General features: G+C 41.4%; 17 protein-coding genes and 1 pseudogene. 8 read left to right on the top strand and 10 right to left on the bottom strand.

Going from position 1 to position 17,059, the window contains the following annotated elements; genetic code table 11:
* Positions 1 to 56: 56 nt before the first annotated feature.
* From QUD05_RS02520 to QUD05_RS02495, 6 genes and pseudogenes are all read left to right on the top strand, one after another.
* The gene (locus QUD05_RS02520; protein ID WP_289794623.1) at positions 57 to 413 is read left to right on the top strand and encodes a hypothetical protein; all 357 of its coding nucleotides are present in this window, start codon (positions 57 to 59) and stop codon (positions 411 to 413) included.
* 57 nt (positions 414 to 470) lie between these two features.
* The gene (locus tag QUD05_RS02515) at positions 471 to 734 is read left to right on the top strand and encodes a hypothetical protein (RefSeq protein ID WP_289794622.1); all 264 of its coding nucleotides are present in this window, start codon (positions 471 to 473) and stop codon (positions 732 to 734) included.
* A gap of 285 nt (positions 735 to 1,019) precedes the next feature.
* On the top strand, positions 1,020 to 2,708 hold the full coding sequence (locus QUD05_RS02510; RefSeq protein WP_289794621.1) for an iron uptake porin: 1,689 nt from the start codon (positions 1,020 to 1,022) through the stop codon (positions 2,706 to 2,708).
* A 549-nt stretch (positions 2,709 to 3,257) separates the two neighbouring features.
* Positions 3,258 to 4,010 carry a two-component system response regulator RppA gene (gene rppA / locus QUD05_RS02505; RefSeq protein ID WP_228042962.1) on the top strand — a complete coding sequence of 251 codons (753 nt, stop codon included), beginning with the start codon at positions 3,258 to 3,260 and terminating at the stop codon, positions 4,008 to 4,010.
* Entirely contained in the window at positions 3,997 to 5,412 is a 1,416-nt protein-coding gene (rppB, locus tag QUD05_RS02500) for a two-component system sensor histidine kinase RppB (RefSeq protein ID WP_289794620.1), read from the top strand. The genes rppA and rppB overlap by 14 nt, the downstream gene beginning before the upstream one ends.
* Before the next feature lie 301 nt (positions 5,413 to 5,713).
* Positions 5,714 to 7,048, top strand: a pseudogene (locus tag QUD05_RS02495) (TolC family protein); the annotation flags it as partial.
* 23 nt (positions 7,049 to 7,071) lie between these two features.
* On the opposite strand, the gene QUD05_RS02490 reads toward QUD05_RS02495, so the two are convergent.
* The 4 genes from QUD05_RS02490 to QUD05_RS02475 form a co-directional block, all read right to left on the bottom strand.
* Complete coding sequence (locus tag QUD05_RS02490; RefSeq protein WP_289794619.1) at positions 7,072 to 8,112, bottom strand: F510_1955 family glycosylhydrolase; 1,041 nt, start codon at positions 8,110 to 8,112, stop codon at positions 7,072 to 7,074.
* Entirely contained in the window at positions 8,109 to 8,288 is a 180-nt protein-coding gene (locus QUD05_RS02485) for a hypothetical protein (protein ID WP_289794618.1), read from the bottom strand. The genes QUD05_RS02490 and QUD05_RS02485 overlap by 4 nt, the downstream gene beginning before the upstream one ends.
* A 92-nt stretch (positions 8,289 to 8,380) precedes the next feature.
* Positions 8,381 to 8,695 carry a hypothetical protein gene (locus tag QUD05_RS02480; protein ID WP_289794617.1) on the bottom strand — a complete coding sequence of 105 codons (315 nt, stop codon included), beginning with the start codon at positions 8,693 to 8,695 and terminating at the stop codon, positions 8,381 to 8,383.
* A 96-nt stretch (positions 8,696 to 8,791) separates the two neighbouring features.
* On the bottom strand, positions 8,792 to 9,280 hold the full coding sequence (locus tag QUD05_RS02475; RefSeq protein WP_289794616.1) for a heavy metal-responsive transcriptional regulator: 489 nt from the start codon (positions 9,278 to 9,280) through the stop codon (positions 8,792 to 8,794).
* A 278-nt stretch (positions 9,281 to 9,558) separates the two neighbouring features.
* Between QUD05_RS02475 and QUD05_RS02470 the strand changes: the two genes are divergently transcribed.
* A complete protein-coding gene (locus QUD05_RS02470; RefSeq protein ID WP_289794615.1) occupies positions 9,559 to 9,810 on the top strand; it encodes a thioredoxin family protein in 252 nt (83 codons plus the stop codon).
* Positions 9,811 to 9,936: 126 nt separating this feature from the next.
* On the opposite strand, the gene QUD05_RS02465 is transcribed toward QUD05_RS02470, so the two are convergent.
* The 6 genes from QUD05_RS02465 to QUD05_RS02440 form a co-directional block, all read right to left on the bottom strand.
* Positions 9,937 to 10,815, bottom strand: coding sequence for a DUF8832 domain-containing protein (locus tag QUD05_RS02465; protein WP_289794614.1), 879 nt, complete (start codon positions 10,813 to 10,815; stop codon positions 9,937 to 9,939).
* Between the two features lie 345 nt (positions 10,816 to 11,160).
* Entirely contained in the window at positions 11,161 to 11,355 is a 195-nt protein-coding gene (locus tag QUD05_RS02460; RefSeq protein ID WP_289794613.1) for a heavy-metal-associated domain-containing protein, read from the bottom strand.
* A gap of 232 nt (positions 11,356 to 11,587) precedes the next feature.
* Complete coding sequence (locus QUD05_RS02455) at positions 11,588 to 12,001, bottom strand: heavy metal-responsive transcriptional regulator (protein ID WP_289794612.1); 414 nt, start codon at positions 11,999 to 12,001, stop codon at positions 11,588 to 11,590.
* 109 nt (positions 12,002 to 12,110) lie between these two features.
* Positions 12,111 to 13,016 carry a cupredoxin domain-containing protein gene (locus QUD05_RS02450; RefSeq protein WP_289794611.1) on the bottom strand — a complete coding sequence of 302 codons (906 nt, stop codon included), beginning with the start codon at positions 13,014 to 13,016 and terminating at the stop codon, positions 12,111 to 12,113.
* A gap of 11 nt (positions 13,017 to 13,027) precedes the next feature.
* Positions 13,028 to 15,289 carry a heavy metal translocating P-type ATPase gene (locus QUD05_RS02445; protein WP_289794610.1) on the bottom strand — a complete coding sequence of 754 codons (2,262 nt, stop codon included), beginning with the start codon at positions 15,287 to 15,289 and terminating at the stop codon, positions 13,028 to 13,030.
* A 279-nt stretch (positions 15,290 to 15,568) separates the two neighbouring features.
* Positions 15,569 to 15,937, bottom strand: a complete 369-nt coding sequence (locus QUD05_RS02440; RefSeq protein WP_289794609.1) for a four-helix bundle copper-binding protein — start codon at positions 15,935 to 15,937, stop codon at positions 15,569 to 15,571.
* Between the two features lie 375 nt (positions 15,938 to 16,312).
* Here QUD05_RS02440 and QUD05_RS02435 point away from each other — a divergent pair, with 375 nt between their 5' ends.
* Positions 16,313 to 17,038, top strand: coding sequence for a DUF305 domain-containing protein (locus tag QUD05_RS02435; protein WP_289794608.1), 726 nt, complete (start codon positions 16,313 to 16,315; stop codon positions 17,036 to 17,038).
* The last annotated feature ends 21 nt before the right edge of the window (positions 17,039 to 17,059 follow it).

Here is a 17,059-nt window from a genome sequence, read left to right as displayed (position 1 = left end):
TAAGATTATTTCATCCATTAGTAGCATAAATTGCTTATTGTTTGAGGATTTTAGCTATGAAGATACCTGTCATCCGAACTGCATCTATTTTGGCAATTCCCTTGGGAATAGCTTTACTTCACGTATCGTTGGGTTCTGCTGCTTATGGAAATGCAGATACCTCAAAAACAGGAGTTTGTGAAAACATTCCCCCAGCAAGACCCACTGGTGGAGCTAGTTTAGCAAGACTACAAGCTTTACAAAAATGCTATAAAGGGCTTCCGCAAGGCACAGTACAACAATCCAGTAAAACAGGAGCCTGTGCAAATATCCTACCAGCAGAACCTACTGGCGGAGCAACTTCAGCAAGACTCCAAGCCTTGCAACGATGCTATGAGGAAATTTCGCCGCAAACCACCATTCTATCTAAATAGATAGTATGTGAGCCTGTAAATTTATTCTCTCGGCATGTCTTGCTAGAGGAGATAACTATGAGCAGGCTCCTAGTTTGGGTCTGTTTTTCTTTAATAGCGGTAAATGAACAACATCGCCGCCGTTCATGCGCTGGCATTCGCTTCAATACACAATTAGCTTTACAGTTCAATCCTTTATCTAATTCCCATGTACTTGCTGTTACCTCTCCAACCACATTTTTAAAGCTAATGCCGATCTACGTTGCTCCAATACGCGATTTTTTTAATCCCCAGTGGCTGAGTCCACTAGAGTTAGCCACTGTGTATAATTTAGTGTTTTGATGTTTGTTTAGATTGAACTGGGAAACTTGTTTCTCAAGTGGTTTTTACTCGTTAAATTTATTTGATTAAGTAAGTTGTAATTTCATCCTAATTTCATCATACTATGCTTTGATTTTTCTGAAAAATTGACTTGACAACTATCTAATACAATGCTCAATATACTTGCTAAGTTTGTTTTATTCAAAATTTGAAATTTCATCTTAATTTCATCTTCCTCTGAGAATCTAGTTATAGGGGTATGCCCTATCATTACTTATTACTTTTTGGTGTGAAGAGCAAACAGTCATGTCTAAGTTATTTTGGAAATGCCTACTAATTAGTCCTGGAGTTTTATTAGCCAACTTAGTTTTTTCAGGAGCAACAATAGCTGCTGAAATTCCTGTTCCGACTGAAGTTAAACAAGAAGCAAACTCTCTTCCAAAAGATTCTTCTTTAAGCCAAATTCAACAATACAGTGGTGAGATTGGCCAAGTCACATCCGTTTCGCAGTTTTCTGACGTACAACCAACAGATTGGGCATTCCAAGCTTTACAATCACTAGTTGAACGTTACGGTTGTATTGCTGGTTATCCCAATGCCACTTACCGAGGTAATCGTGCTTTAACTCGTTATGAATTTGCTGCTGGTTTGAATGCTTGTTTAGATAGAGTTAATGAACTGATTGCTACTGCTACTGCTGACTTAGTAACAAAAGAGGATTTGGCTACCCTACAGCGTCTGCAAGAAGAATTTTCTGCGGAACTAGCTACCCTGCGTGGTCGCGTAGATGCTTTAGAAGTACGCACTGCTGAGTTGGAAGCCAATCAGTTCTCGACTACCACCAAGTTAATTGGGGAAGCAATTTTTAACGTATCTAATGTTTTTGGTAGCGATCAAAGGGCAGTTCCTTCTGGTGTAGATCCAAGTACTGCTCCTGACCTAGATTCTAATACTATTCTAACTGACCGGGTTCGTCTGAGATTGGAATCAAGTTTTGTTGGTACAGACCTGTTGCAAATCCGCTTGCAATCCCGGAACATCACTCCCTATGACACAAATGTGACGGGTACTAACATGACCCGCCTCGGTTTTGACGGAAATCAGAACAATGAGACTGTCATCGATAAAATTAACTATGCTTTCAACCTGAGTAATGCAGTGCGGGTAAAAATTGATGCGGCAGGCGGTAACATATACGACAACATCAACAACTTCAACCCTGATCTTGCCAGTGATGGTAGGGGCGCTTTGTCTCGCTATGGTCGATTTAGCCCCATCTATCGCACTGGTTTCGGTGGTGCAGGTGCAACCATAACTTTGAATCCTACAGGAGCTTTCACTGCATCTGCGGCTTACATAGCTCGCACAGCTAGCAATCCTGGTTCAAATGGAGGTCTGACAAATGGTGCCTATACAGCCCTTGGTCAGGTAGCTTTCAGGCCTAGTGATGCATTTAATATTGGTCTTACCTACGCTCACAGCTATCAAAATAGTTTATCCAGTGTAAACATGTTTGAGGGTACAGGTAGTGTATACGCAGGTAATCCCTTCAATGGAGTTGCTACTACTGCCAACCATTACGGTATAGAAGCTACCTTCAAACCCAGTTCCAAGTTGACTATTGGTGGTTGGTACGGTTACAGCAACGCTGAAGCCAAGGGAAGTGGTACGGGTGTAAATCAAGGTGATGAAGCATCAATGAACTACTGGGCTGCAACCCTAGCCTTCAAAGACTTTGGTAAAGAAGGCAACTTGCTTGGCCTGATCTTTGGTCAACCACCTAAAGTAAGTGATAATGATGCATTCACTTCCGCCGCAAGAACTACTAGGCGTGAAGATAACGACACCTCTTACCACCTAGAGGCTCTGTACCGCCTACAGATCAACGATAATATTTCCGTCACTCCTGGTTTATTGGTTATCTTTAATCCAGAGCATAATAATAACAATGACACCATCTACGTTGGTACACTGCGTACCACTTTTGCTTTCTAAAACGGCTAACAGATAATGGTTAATATTTCTTAGCTATTAGCTATTAGGTATTCTCATTTGGAAAAATCTTAGCTCGCCTGCGGGCGGGCTTTTATATGGAAAAATGAGCAATTTATTGAGATTTATAATTTGATATAAATAAGGGTTGTTTTGTCTAGGGTGGTATATCAAAACTAATACTTATTTGTTAGTACATGAACGAAGTCAAAACCCTAGCTTTTTATTTGTGTATTGTGGTTGGGGTTAAGTGCAATTAGAGATTTTCTAAGCTGACTTAATATTTCATCTTGATTTCATCTTTACCTGTCAGAATAAAAAATAACTCGGTATATCTCTTGCAATTAGTTAGATTTGTTAACTTCTCTAACTGAGTATCACTCACACCAATTGAGCAATGGGATGTACTGAGTTTTTCTTATAGATTATCTACTGCCAAGGCGTAGCATCTGTTTATGATCTTAGATAACTTGCTTGTATACATGATTGAATAACTCAGAATTTCATCAACTTCTGTCAATCTATTTCTAAGGGATTACCCTGTTATTAACTATGCTGATTTTACAAAATTGCCACGAACCTCTAACTTTTCAATTTGATATGCGGGTACTGCTAGTCGAAGATGAGTCAGATTTGGGCGCTGCTATTAAGCGAACGCTGAAGCAACAAAAATATTTAGTTGACTGGGTAATGGATGGTAATGAAGCATGGGCATATTTAGAAAATAGTTCGGCACAATATACAGTGGCGATTTTAGATTGGATGCTCCCAGGATTTACTGGTTTGGAATTGTGTAAAAAGCTGCGTTTAAAAGGAAATTCTTTACCTGTCTTGATGCTCACAGCTAGAGATAGCATGGAAGATAAAGTTGCTGGCTTAGATGCGGGTGCTGATGATTACTTGGTGAAGCCTTTTGGAATGGCAGAATTACTGGCAAGGTTGCGGGCATTGCAGCGGCGTTATCCCCACTTACAACCTCAACAATTAACCGTTGGTAACTTTACTTTAGATTACAGCAATAGTACAGTTGTCGGTCAAAATACGACGGGGGAAAAACAGGAAATTTCTTTAACTAATAAAGAATTCCAACTGGTGGAATATTTGATGAAGCACCCCAATCAAATTGTTACCACCGAACAGATTCGCAATCAGCTTTGGGAAGTGAGTGCAGAACCTGCTAGCAATGTGGTAGCAGCACAAGTACGTTTGTTGCGTCGCAAACTAGCCTGCTTCGACTGCACCAACCCGATTGAAACTTTGCACGGTATGGGATATCGTCTTAATGTGACTAATGAATCAAAATAAACTGTTTCGAGGAACTCGTGTTCGTTTAGCTCTGTGGTATGCCCTCGTCATGGGTTCAATTTTAAGCGTTTGTGCTTTCGGTGTCTACAGAGCTGTTTTCCGTGCCCATGTGGTAGCCTTGGACAGTGAAATTGAGTCTGTAGCCGGAACACTCCATGACACTATTGAATTTAAGCTCAGGCAACCTGGGAGTTTGGAACCTGTTATACAGCAGCTATTCCCAAATATAAATCTATGTAGAGTTGANAGCAGCTGTACTCAACAGCAGTCAGATACTAAACGCCATTTTCTTGGTGTAGTTAACAAAGATCACTACTATGTGCGTTTTTTTGATATTTCAGGACGCTTGATTGCTACTACTGGCAATTATCCAGAAGGGCTATCTACTGTCTTCAGCAATGAAAAATGGTTATTTCTCAAAGACAGCAAAGGCAATGATTATCATCAAAATTCTTTAATACTACACACCCAAGATAATCGGGATTGGGGCTATATGCAAGTGGGGCGAAGTCTTGAAGAATTTAATCGTTATCTGGATAGTGTGAAATTAAGTTTAGGTTTGGGATTGCCGATCGCAATGGGTATGGTTGCAGTTGCTAGTTGGTGGCTATCAGGATTAGCTATGCAGCCAATTTATCAATCTTATCGACAAATTCAACAGTTTACAGCAGATGCAGCACACGAATTGCGAACGCCTTTAGCTGCAACAGGCGCAACGGTGGAATCAGCGCTTTTAATGTCGCAACTGGATGAAGAAGAAACGCGGGACATTCTGCGAACTATCCACCGTCAGAATCAGCGACTTATTACTTTGGTTGTAGATTTATTATTATTGGCTCGTTTAGATAGGCAACACTTGCCAGTACAACTAGAACAATGTTGTCTAAATGATATTGTCAGCGATTTAGTCGAGGAATTTGAAGCAATGGCAGCCGCGGCAGGCGTAATGCTGCAATCTAGCATCAAGGTAAATAAGCCAGTAAATATTGTCGGTGATAACGACCAGCTTTATCGTTTGGTTTCTAATTTAATTGTCAATGCAATTCAGTATACACCCAAAGGAGGGGAAGTTACGGTTTGCCTGGGTTGTAGCGACCATCATGCTGTGGTTAGGGTTCATGATACGGGTATTGGTATCCCAGAGAAGGAACTTCCGCGAATTTACGATCGCTTTTATCGCGTGAATAGCGATCGCTCTCGCAGCACTGGCGGTTCTGGATTAGGATTGGCGATCGCCTCTGCAATTGTTCAGGTACACCACGGTAGTTTGAATGTGCAAAGCGAATTAGGTAAAGGTAGTACTTTTACTATCGAACTACCGTTTAATGTTATCCACCTAAATAGCGATCGCTCTTTTTCGCCATTTAAATCGCTGTTTCGCCGCTTACGCCAATCTAAATAAAAGATTTCGTATTTAACCTATAGGTTTTCTATCTTTTGTTACTACCCCTGCTTTTAGAGTGTAGTCATTTTTTGCTGTGTGATGTGAGTTATAGGAGTTTAAATAATATATGTCAAAGTATCGTTATCTAGTAGTTGCAGGTATCGGTTGTGTATTTACCTTAAGTAATTTTGCTGCTAGTTCAGCTCAACCTGTACGTGCTTTGACTCAGCCTCAGAGTAGTCAAACAGAAAAAGTTCCTTCTCAAGCTGACTCATCACCAACTGCTCAGTCTGCATCTCCCACTCCGACTTTACTCGATAACCTCAACCCTAATCCCAATTCTCTCCAGTTTCCTACCAAACCAGAAGATGTCAAAATTCAGATAACTCAGCCAATCACTCTGCAACAAGCTTTGGAACTGGCACGGCGGAATAATCGGGAGCTACAAGTATCAATACTGACTTCAGAACGAAGTCGTGCATCTCTACGTGAAGCACAAGCTGCTTTGTATCCCAATGTTAGTTTAAACACTGACATTTCTCGTCAACAATCTGCTAGCGGTCAGCTTTCTACTGAACTGCGTTCTAGAAGTGGGATACCTTCTACAGAACAAGCTCCAAGTACAAACTTTTCTGGAGCGGCACAACTGAGTTATAACATTTACACCTCTGGCTCCAAGTCGGCTCGCATCAGAGCAACTGAGGAACAATTACGTTTTGATGAGTTGGATGTAGAGCGTTTGTCACAGGAAATTCGGCTGAATGTTGCCACTGAATATTACAATTTACAACAAACAGATGAACAAGTACGAATTAATCGTGCTGCTGTAGAAAATGCCCAACGAAGTTTAAAGGATGCTCAAGCATTAGAAAGGGCTGGAGTTGGTACGAGATTTGATGTTCTTCGTTCTCAGGTAAACTTAGCAAATGCTCAACAAGAGCTAACTAATGCTATTAGTCAACAGCAAATTGCTGCAAGGCGGTTGGCGACGCGGTTGAATTTACCACAATCTGTAAACATCAGTGCAGCAGACTCCGTGAAATTGGCGGGTTTGTGGAATCAGACACAAGAAGAAAGTATTGTGCTTGCTTTTCAAAATCGTGCAGAACTTCAACAACAGTTAGTACAACGCAATATTAGTGAACAACAGCGACGTTTGGCGCTTTCTGAGGTTCGTCCCCAAGTTAGTTTGGTTGCTAGTTACAACTTGTTGGACGCTTTTAATGATAGTGTTGGCATTACAGATGGCTATTCACTGGGAGTTAGAGCCAACTGGAATTTATTTGATGGTGGAGCAGCTAAGGCTAGGGCTGCTCAACAGAAAGCCAACATTGCTATTGCCGAAACTCGTTTTGCAGAGCAACGCAATCAGATTCGCTTTCAGGTGGAACAGGCTTATACTAGTTTGCAATCTAATTTAAGTAATGTTCAGACTGCTACCGTTGCTCTAGAACAGGCTCAAGAGGCTTTACGTTTAGCAAGGCTGAGGTTTCAAGCTGGTGTAGGTACTCAAACAGATGTTATTGTTTCTGAAACTGAGCTTACAAGGGCTGAGGGTAATCGGGTTACGGCTATTTTGGATTACAATCGTGCTTTAGCTAATTTGCAACGTGCTGTTAGTGCTAGTTTTTCTACAGCTACATCACAACCGTAAGATATTACGTAGACAACAGACAGTTAATTTAACTCTTTCCAGCTATTGCCTTCATTCTGCGATTGAAAGACAGTATTGTTCTCATTCACTGCATATAATATGTGGGGAGTGTTGGGAGCGATCGCTAGTTTCACAACTACACCATTAGTTTCAGTCCAAAGTTTCTCCCACGTTTTACCACCATCACTACTGCGATAAACACCGGGTGCTGACTTGAGAAAACGATACCCATACATTACAGTGCTGTTACCCTCTTTTTGCAGAGCTAGACTGGCAATAGGAGCTTCCTGTGTATTAGCTACTAACGTCCAGTCATTGCCGCTGTTAGTGCTTTCATACATTCCCGAACGGGTAGTTGCAAACAAATGCTCAGGGTTACGGGGTTCAACCACAAGGTTAAAAGGAGTATCGCCTAATCCAGTCATGCGGACTTTGACCCAAGTTTTGCCACCATCAGTAGAAGTATGCAGCCCTTGCGCCCCAGAAGCAGGCCATCCATAAAAAACGTTGGGGTTACTCGGTGCGATCGCTATTGCATGAAAATCTACCCCAGGCATGGAAATCTGTTTCCAATCTTGCCCTTGATTCTCACTTATCTGGAATCCTAGATTACCTCCTGTGTGTGGATGTCCGCTGGAATAAAAGCGAGCGCTGTTAATTGGATCGGCAGTAAAGCCCATATAATCAGCTCGCTCTTTTCCCATCCAAAACCATTCCCCAGTTTCAGAACGTTGCAACAGTCCGTTATGACTTGCAACATAAATAATGTTGGGATTATCTCGATTCACAGTCAAACCATGAACGTGATTATTTGCTTGCCAATTGCCCGCTTTCTCTAGGGAAACATTTACAGCCTTTAGTTGAGATTGATTGGTTGATTGGTTGGCAGAGAGTGGCTGGTTGGTTGACTGATTGCTAGTAGGTGGCTTGATAGAACGACCGAACCACACCCCCAAGCCTCCGCCCAAAAAGAAGGAAACTCCTATGGGCAAAGCACAGCAAGCCACCATAGCAATTCCCATCCATTTCATCATGTTGTGGTCTTTTGAGTCAGGCTGACTCATAATTGTGTTTCTCCTGAGTAAGTTTTCTGCTGTAGTAAAGCTGTTGACCTATGATGAAACGCAAAAGCAAGTGCGATTTGAGCTTCTGGATAAAAGGAACGAGTCCGATAGCCATCCTGGTTTAGCTTAAGTTCCTTAGCCAAACCATAAGATGGCTTCCTTAGCAATGAGTTCATTAGCCTTTTTCGGCCAGACTTCTCTAAATATTTCTAGTTTTTTCTGACATTTCAAATTCAAATGTGTTTCTCGCTGAGGGATTTATCAAGCCCTATTTTGACGGACTGTTTTGGTTATTCATCATTCCCGGCATATTGTTCATCATTCCTGGCATCTTATTCATCATTGCTTGGCAACACTTACATCCCGTTTGGTTTGGCTGCTGTGGCGTTTGATTCGTTGGGGCTGTTCTTTGACTGGTCAGCACTTGAATTAGTTTTGCTTCGTTTATAGCCCTGGCGGATTGATTCGGTGTCACAGTTCCCTTGGGAGTGTTGGCAAAGGAAGCAGTAGTGGTTAACGTAAGCAATGCAAAACTAGCTACGGCTCCGCTCAATACTGTCTTAACGCCTGTACTAATGTTCATTTTGTACTCTCCATTATTCTGTTAATTTAGTAGTTTTTGAGAAACTAAGGCCATTCTAAAGTCTCTATTCGGGTATAGAGTCAAGTCATAAATTTACTAGTCTCGGAAATTGTGAACAGGTATATCAGAGCAAGCAACTTCCTCGATCAAGCTACAAAGCTCTTTATTACAGGGATTATCCAAAGGTCGGTTTTCCCAACGCTGTTGATATGCCTCTAGCTCATCCTTCAGTTCTTTCATGCGATAAATCTGCTCCTCAAGATGAGCAATTTTCTGTTTGAGTAAGTCCCGAACTAGGGGACAAGCAGGGTCGCCTTGGGAACGAATGCCTAGCACTTGTTGAATTTCAGACAGGGAAAACTGTAAAGATTGGGCTTTTTTGATAAATTGCAGCCTGTTGATTGCCTCGCAGTCGTAATAACGGTAGCCACTTTCACTTCTTTCAACTGGTTTTATCAAGCCTAAGCCTTCGTAATACCGAATTGTTCCCACTGCCACATCAGTTTGCTTCGCCAGCTCACCAATTTTCAGCAGCTTTTTTGGGGATGATACTTCACAGCAAACTTGTTTCACGACAGCAATCATAGTTATTTACTACTATGTGTTGTTATAACTTTAAAGTCTATAGTCGGCTAGAGAGTCAAGTGATAATTGTCAATTTTTGTGTAAAGTTTAATTACAATACTTGTGGGCAAAAATATTAGCTTAAAACTTGATGAGCCAGGGTTACAAATTTGAGGAGATGATATGTCCAAATGATTTGAATTGAGGTTATTTGGAAAATAATATTTACCTATGGGGTTGACTCTATAGTCAGCTAGAGGATTCAGAATGAATGAGTCAAAAGAATTTTGGTGGACACCATGACAAAACGTCAAATTGAGATTTTTACGGCTGACTGTCCTCTTTGTGATGAGACAGTGCAAATGGTGCAAGAACTGACTTGTCCTGACTGTGAAGTATCGGTCTATAACCTGCGACATGAGCAGGAGAAAGCCCAGCAGTATGGAGTAAATGCAGTGCCAGCGATCGCAATCAATGGAAAACTTGTCTTAACTGGTAAACCGAATCTAGAACAGTTGCGAGCAGTTGGTGTAGGTCAACCCCTAAATTAGAAGTAGTAAGAAGGAGGAATTTACCACCCAAATGGGTGGTAAATTCGCATAGCATACTGTGCATATACAAAGTTAGAAGCACGGGAGTTCGGCACTTCTCGTTTTACTAATAAAACATCAGCTAAATTAAACAGCATTTATCCAAAAATCAGCTGTGACGATTTTGCCATTGCGATTAAACTGACCCCAGAGCTTATACTTTCCTGGTTGAGGAAAGCTAGTCATAAAATGAACCTGTCCAGCAGGAGCATCTTTTAGTGCGTGAGCATGAATGTAATCTGCTGCTGTTAATGAGGTTGACTGTCGCAGGATAACTAAATGTCCTCTTTCTCCTAAGTATGGCTGCAAGTCTGTAAGCGGTTGATTGTTAGAAGCATCTTGTAATTCAAACATTAAACTGACTTCTTTACCCGCTTTCACAGTAGGTTCAGAAACAGCAAGATTGACTTTAATATCATTGAACGTTTTACTGCGATTTAGGTCAATTTCTGGAGCAGCAATACTGTTTCCAGAAACTTGTGTTTTCAATACTGAGACTTGTTCTGTTTGACCAGCAGGTTTATAGTCACTAAAAAATGTGTAATTGCCTGCTTGCGGAAAACGGGCTGCAACTTCAAACTGCCCATTTTCTTTATATGTGGGATGAAGATGACTAAAAAACTGAAGATCATCGCTGACAAGAATGAGGTGCATTAGCTTTTCTTGGAAAGTGTCAAAGTTAGCGATCGCTTTCCCATCGGAATCTTGAACGCCAATCACTATTGGAATATTTTTATTAGAGGTAATGTTACTGGTAACTTTGAGTTTTGCCTGAGCAAATGCTTTCTTCTTATCACCCGCGCCACTTGTTGAATGTTCTCTGTGATGGCTCCCACTCATTGAACGCTCCTCATGCTGATGTGTGGTAGCAGATATTGGTTTCCCTTCGTCTCTAGGTAATAAGGAGCAACTTTGAGCCAGTATCAAAGTAGTAGTTATAGCAATTGCATTCATAAATCGATTCATTGATTTTGCTCTATTTTTTAATAATTGAAGTTATTCAAAAGTCTCAATTCATCTGGTGAGTCAAGATGGCAAACATTAAAACCACAATCTTTATTTGCCAAGGTGCTAAGATTAAACTGACAATTAGGCAACCAACTGTAAATAAACTTGTTAGTTCCGCCATATCGTCAGTAGAATTTTTCAAGAGATAACTAACTCCTAGACCAATCGTTAGTGGGAACAGAAAAAGCAAGCCCATATAAGTCACATCTCTTGCTCAAAGCAGAAGGACTTTTCTGAAATGAATATTATACTATCAGCAATTAGCATTTGACTAATTGCTGATAGTATAAAAAACTCAAAAGCCTAAACAGATGGATAGCCGATAGCAGCTATTAGTTCTTTAATTTTTGTTTTAGATGTTTGAGTTTCTATACTGACAAGTTTTGTGTTTGGATCTGCTTGCACTATGGCTGTAGAATCAATTGATTGAATTGCTTTGGTAATAGTATTCGCGCAAGCAGAACAAGCCAGTTTGGGAACCGTTAGTTGCAGTGTCATAGTGTTAAATTCCTTATTAGGAATAACTAATTTTCTGAAAACCATTGAGTAAATATACGATTAATCTACTCAACTAAAATTAGTTTAAGTTCTCCAGCTTACGGGAGAGTCAATAGGTAAAATCAAAAAATAACTAATTTATTTATAAATGACTAATTTAATTAGTAAAAATCAGCACATTAAGTTCATCCGTTGATGTGCTGATAAAAAATTAAATAAACAGCTTGATTGTTTAATTTTTTTCAATAATAGGACAAATTGTTTGTTCAGGATTTTCAGGTATTGTTTCCCAACCAGAAACTAGTCCTGATAATTCTTGCCTCAGAATGAGTAATTGCTGAATTTGTTCATCAATAGCTGTTATCTTATCTTGCAGTTTAGCTTTTATATGTACGCAGGGTAATTCACCTCCGTCGTGAACATTCAAAAAATCCTTAATTTCTGATAAGGTCAATCCCAGACTTTGGGCACGTTTGATAAAGTGCAAGCGAGCCAAAACATCAGAGTTAAATAATCTAAATCCACCCTCGGTTCTCCCTAATGATCTGAGTAGACCTAGCTCCTCATAATAGCGAATAGTTTTAATTGGTACACCGCTAGACTTGGCAACATTACCAATGAGTTTTGGCGCTTCTTGGACTAACATACTTAGCTGCTTTCATGCTAGATAAATTTATTTACCTTATCTTAAACTCTCCAGTCAACTGGAGAGTCAAGTGGGAACAGAATCATCTTGCTAATTATTTGCTACTTGATTATGTGGCAGGCTTTACTTCCATAACACCACGATACATTTTCATACCGCAGGTGAACTGATATTCACCAGGATACTTAGGAGTAAATTCCACTGAAGTGGTTTGGTTAGGAGCAAGGTCAACGGCTAAGTCAAAGTCCGGTATAAGCAATTTATCAAAGCACTTGCTCAGATTGTGACGTTGGAAGTCCAATCTTACTGGTTGTCCCGCCTCTACAATTACTCGTTCCGGTTTGTAACCCTTTTCAACCGTAACAATCGCTTCTTGAGTACCTTCTGGTGTTTTCACTGCCTTTGTTGCTGACTCTGTAGGCAAAGAAAGCTCTGGTTGGATCTGGTGAGTAGATTGAGAAGTAGTTACTGGGGTTGCTTTTACAGTCGAGTCAGTAGGTTGAACTTCTATAACTCCTCGGAACATATTCATACCACAGGTGAAGGTATAAATACCTGGTTTGTCTGGCGTGAACCCAATTGATGTAACCTCGTTGAGTGGTAGGTTTTTGGCGATATGGAAATCAGGTAGCCGTATTTCTTCAAGACAACTACTAGGGTCACGGCGTAGGAAGTTAAGGCGAACTCTTTGACCTGCATTGACTAGAATTCGACTAGGTTCGTAGCCTCCATCTACAGTAATATCAATTTCTTGAATACCATCATGGGCTTCAGCTTTTTGGGACTTTGATTTACTTAGGAGAAACCACCAAATTTCTAATCCGATTAACCCCAAGCCGACTGTTGTAACTGCACCTTTTACCGAGAATGGTTGCTCAATACGGCGGAACTGAGTTGTCTTTGATCGCTCGGTAGTTGGCATTTCATGATTCATCTGTGCAACTACTTGATCTGAAGCAACACTGAATGCCAATCCCAAGCTTGCTATACTGCCAATAATTACTTTACTCAACATTTGCTACCTCCTTATACTACTGCTTTAGCTTGAAATTTCCGCAGACGTAGGGCATTTGTCACAACTGAAACCGAACTAAATGCCATTGCTGCACCTGCAATGATGGGGTTAAGCAACCAACCGAAGATAGGGAAGAGAATACCAGCGGCGATTGGAATGCCAGCAACGTTGTAAATGAAAGCAAAAAATAAGTTTTGCTGGATGTTACGAATCGTAGCGCGGCTGAGTTGAATGGCAGTGACAATGCTTCGCAAGTCACCGGAGATGAGTGTGATGTCACTAGCTGCGATCGCTACATCTGTACCAGTGCCAATTGCCATTCCTACATCGGCTTGGGCTAGGGCTGGTGCATCATTAATACCATCACCAACCATAGCCACAATCTTTCCTTCTGATTGTAGTTTCTGCACTGTAGCGGCTTTTTGGTCAGGGCGAACTTCTGCCAAAACACGCTTGATACCAACTTCACGGGCAATGGTTTCTGCGGTGCGACGATTATCACCTGTGAGCATCACCACCTCTAAACCTAGTTTTTGCAAAGCGCGAACTGCCTGTATGGAGGTAGGTTTGATGGCATCAGAAATCCCCATTAATCCCTGAATTTGCCCGTCAACTGCAATCCAAATCGCAGTTTTGCCTAGATATTCCAAACGCTCTTTATCTTGTTGTAAGGCTTGGGTGTTGATGCCTAATTCTGACATCCAGCGTTGCGTACCAATTTGCACAAGATGACCAGAAACTATACCTTGTACACCACTGCCTGCGATCGCTTCAAACTCTCTGATATCTGCTAACGCCACTTCTTGAGATTGGGCGTATCTCACAACCGCTTCTGCCAATGGATGTTCGGAATTGCGTTCCACAGATGCCGTAAGTTGCACCAACCTGATTTCGTTACTATTAGCAGTACCATTGACGGTGACAAAATCGGTGACTGTTGGTTTACCCTGAGTGATTGTTCCAGTTTTATCTAGCACGATTGTTTGGATTTTATGTGCTAGTTCCAAGCTTTCGGCACCTTTAATCAAAATGCCATTTTCTGCACCTTTACCCGTTCCTACCATTACAGATGTTGGTGTAGCTAAACCCAGCGCACAAGGACAGGCGATAATTAGTACCCCAACAGTGGTAATCAGCGCTAAAGTAACGTTGCCTGTAAAATTAAACCAAATAATGAAAGTGAGTAGAGCGATCGCAATCACCGCAGGTACAAACCATCCAGTTACTTGGTCTGCTAATCTCTGAATTGGGGCTTTGGAACCCTGTGCTTGCTGCACTAATTGGACAATCTGCGCCAGCACAGTATCACTTCCGACTCGTGTCGCCCGAAACTTGAAACTCCCAGTTTTGTTAATGGTAGCTCCAATCACTTCATCGCCTGGTTGCTTTTTGACAGCCACACTTTCTCCTGTCACCATCCCTTCATCAATTGTGGATGCTCCCTCAATCACTTCCCCGTCAACAGGAATTTTCTCGCCAGGGCGAACCAGTATCACATCTCCAATAATTACTTCTTCAATTGGGACATCTACTTCTCGTCCATTGCGAATCAAACGCGCTGTTTTAGCTTGTAACCCAATTAGCTTACGGATAGCTTCTGAAGTTTGTCCTTTAGCGCGATTTTCAAATAGTCTTCCTAGCAAAATCAGGGTAATGACGACAGCAGCAGTTTCATAATATACATCTGGCATTAACCCCTGATTAATGAAAAAGCTGGGGAATAAGGTGGGAAATAGCGAATAAAAATACGCTGCACTTGTACCCAAAGCAATTAGGGTATCCATTGTGGCAGCATGGCGTTTTAAAGCTTTCCAACCATTGATGTAGAAGGAGTAACCACACCAAAACTGTACTGGGGTAGTTAGAATTAGCTGTACCCAAGGATTGTGCAACCATATAGGGATAAAGGGTAAGTGCAACCCTGTCATCATGGGCAGTGAACCTATGACCAACACAGTGCTAATAATGCCTCCTACCGCCACCTTTCGCATTAAATCGCGGGATTCTCTTAAGCGATGTCTTTTTTCAGCATCATCTTCTCCCGCCATTAGGTTTTGTTCTTGGAGCGGGTAGGCGGAATAACCTGCTACATCTACCGCCTCTTGAATAGCTTCTAAATCAGTTCGTCTAGGGTCATATTTAACTGTTGCCTGTTCTGCTCCAAAATTCACTATACATTCATTGACACCGGGGACAGAATTAATCGCATCTTCAATGCTGTTGGCACAAGAGGCACAACTCATGCCGCGCAGTTTGAGTGTGGTATTCTCCATCTGACTACTCCAATGACTAAATGGCGCTAACTAATTTCATCTTGAATGCTCCACTACACTGGAGAGTCAAGAGTCGTGCTGAAATTTTTTTTTAAGCGCATATTGATGCAGCATTATCAATGCTTACACTTAGAGATGTAGATGGTGAATATGTGGCTCAAATTGCTATCAATACCAGCAGCGAAATAAAGGCAAATACTAATGGAACCAGCTGACTGCCGCATTTCCAAGCCACTTTGTGACAATAATATCTACACGGCAGCCAGATATTGCAATGACTTATGCAGTTGCCATTGCCATTTGCCGACAAGAATCCGCGCAGCGACGGCACATTTGAGCGCAGGCTTTCATTTGAGCATCATCACCCATGCCATCGCACTCATCTGCACACCGTTGACACAATTCAGCACAAACGCCGCAGGTACGAGAATGTAAGTCAGAAGCTCGAAGCATGAAATTAGCACTTGTGTTGCAAATTTCAGCGCAGTCTAGTAGTAGCCGAATATGAGCAGGCTCGGCGTGATGACCACCCTTTTGTAGGCAGTAGGTAACGGTATTTAAACAGATACTGTGGCAGTCTAAGCAATTTTGAATACACTGTTGCATCTGTTCGTTCACTTGACTCAAGGTGAGTTCTTGTATAGCCATTTCTTCACCCTCTTGAAATTTTTTGGATTTACTAAAGGCGTTATTGCCTTTGGACTCACCTTAAAGATTTGCGGGTGCGATTGCGTCATTCCAATGAGGTAATAAATATTTCTACCTACTGAGGTATAGGGATTTCATGCAGATTTCATATTGATATGCACTCTTACATTTCTACAACTAGCACTAACCCTTGATTTCATCCTGATTTCATATTTGGCTGTCAAACTATATAGTAAGTGCCGCAGTCGCTTTGTGAATAACTAGCTATCTGGACAACTTTATTACCCAAGCAAAAGATAGATCACCTAAATGATTAATTCTCCAGCTAGCTAGAGATTTTAGAATTGAATCAGGAAATTATCTTAGATCATCCCTATGCAACTCCTTACTCTGAAAAACAGCTTTTTGACATTTGGTTTAGTAGCGATCGCTTCTTTTTCCAGCAGCGTTTTGACAGCCTGTTCTACGCCCACTTCCCAAAACCAAAGCCAAGCACCAAACCCTACTAACACTGCTATCGATACTAGCGATAAGCAACCGATGAACCATGACGGCATGATGAATCAGGGTAGTGGCATGATGAACCACAGCATGGCAATGGATTTAGGCCCTGCCGATGCTAACTACGATTTGCGCTTTATTGATGCGATGATTCCGCATCATCAGGGAGCAACGGTAATGGCGAATGTTGCACAGCAGAAATCGCAACGCCCTGAGATCAAAAAGTTAGCAGACGAAATTATCAAATCACAAAACCAAGAAATTACGCAGATGAAACAGTGGCGTAAAGCTTGGTATCCAAAAGCGGGAGATAAACCAATGGCTTATGATACCAAAATGGGTCACATGATGGAGATGTCACCTGAGCAAATGCAGTCCATGATGATGAACATGGATTTGGGTGCAGCTGATGCAGAATTTGACCTGCGCTTTATTAACGCGATGATTCCTCACCATGAATCAGCTGTAGTTATGGCGAAAGATGCCTTGCAAAAGTCTCAACGTCCAGAAATTAAGAACTTGGCTCAAGCCATTATCAAAGCCCAAGAAACCGAGATTAACCAAATGAAACAGTGGCGCAAAGCTTGGTATAACAAGTAGTTTCAAGTTTCAATGTATATT

Origin of the sequence: Nostoc sp. GT001 (genome assembly GCF_030382115.1) — a bacterium.
Classification (GTDB): Bacteria; Cyanobacteriota; Cyanobacteriia; order Cyanobacteriales; family Nostocaceae; genus Nostoc.
The sequence above is the reverse complement of the archived record's forward strand: the minus strand, read 5'-3'. Positions and strand labels throughout refer to the sequence as shown.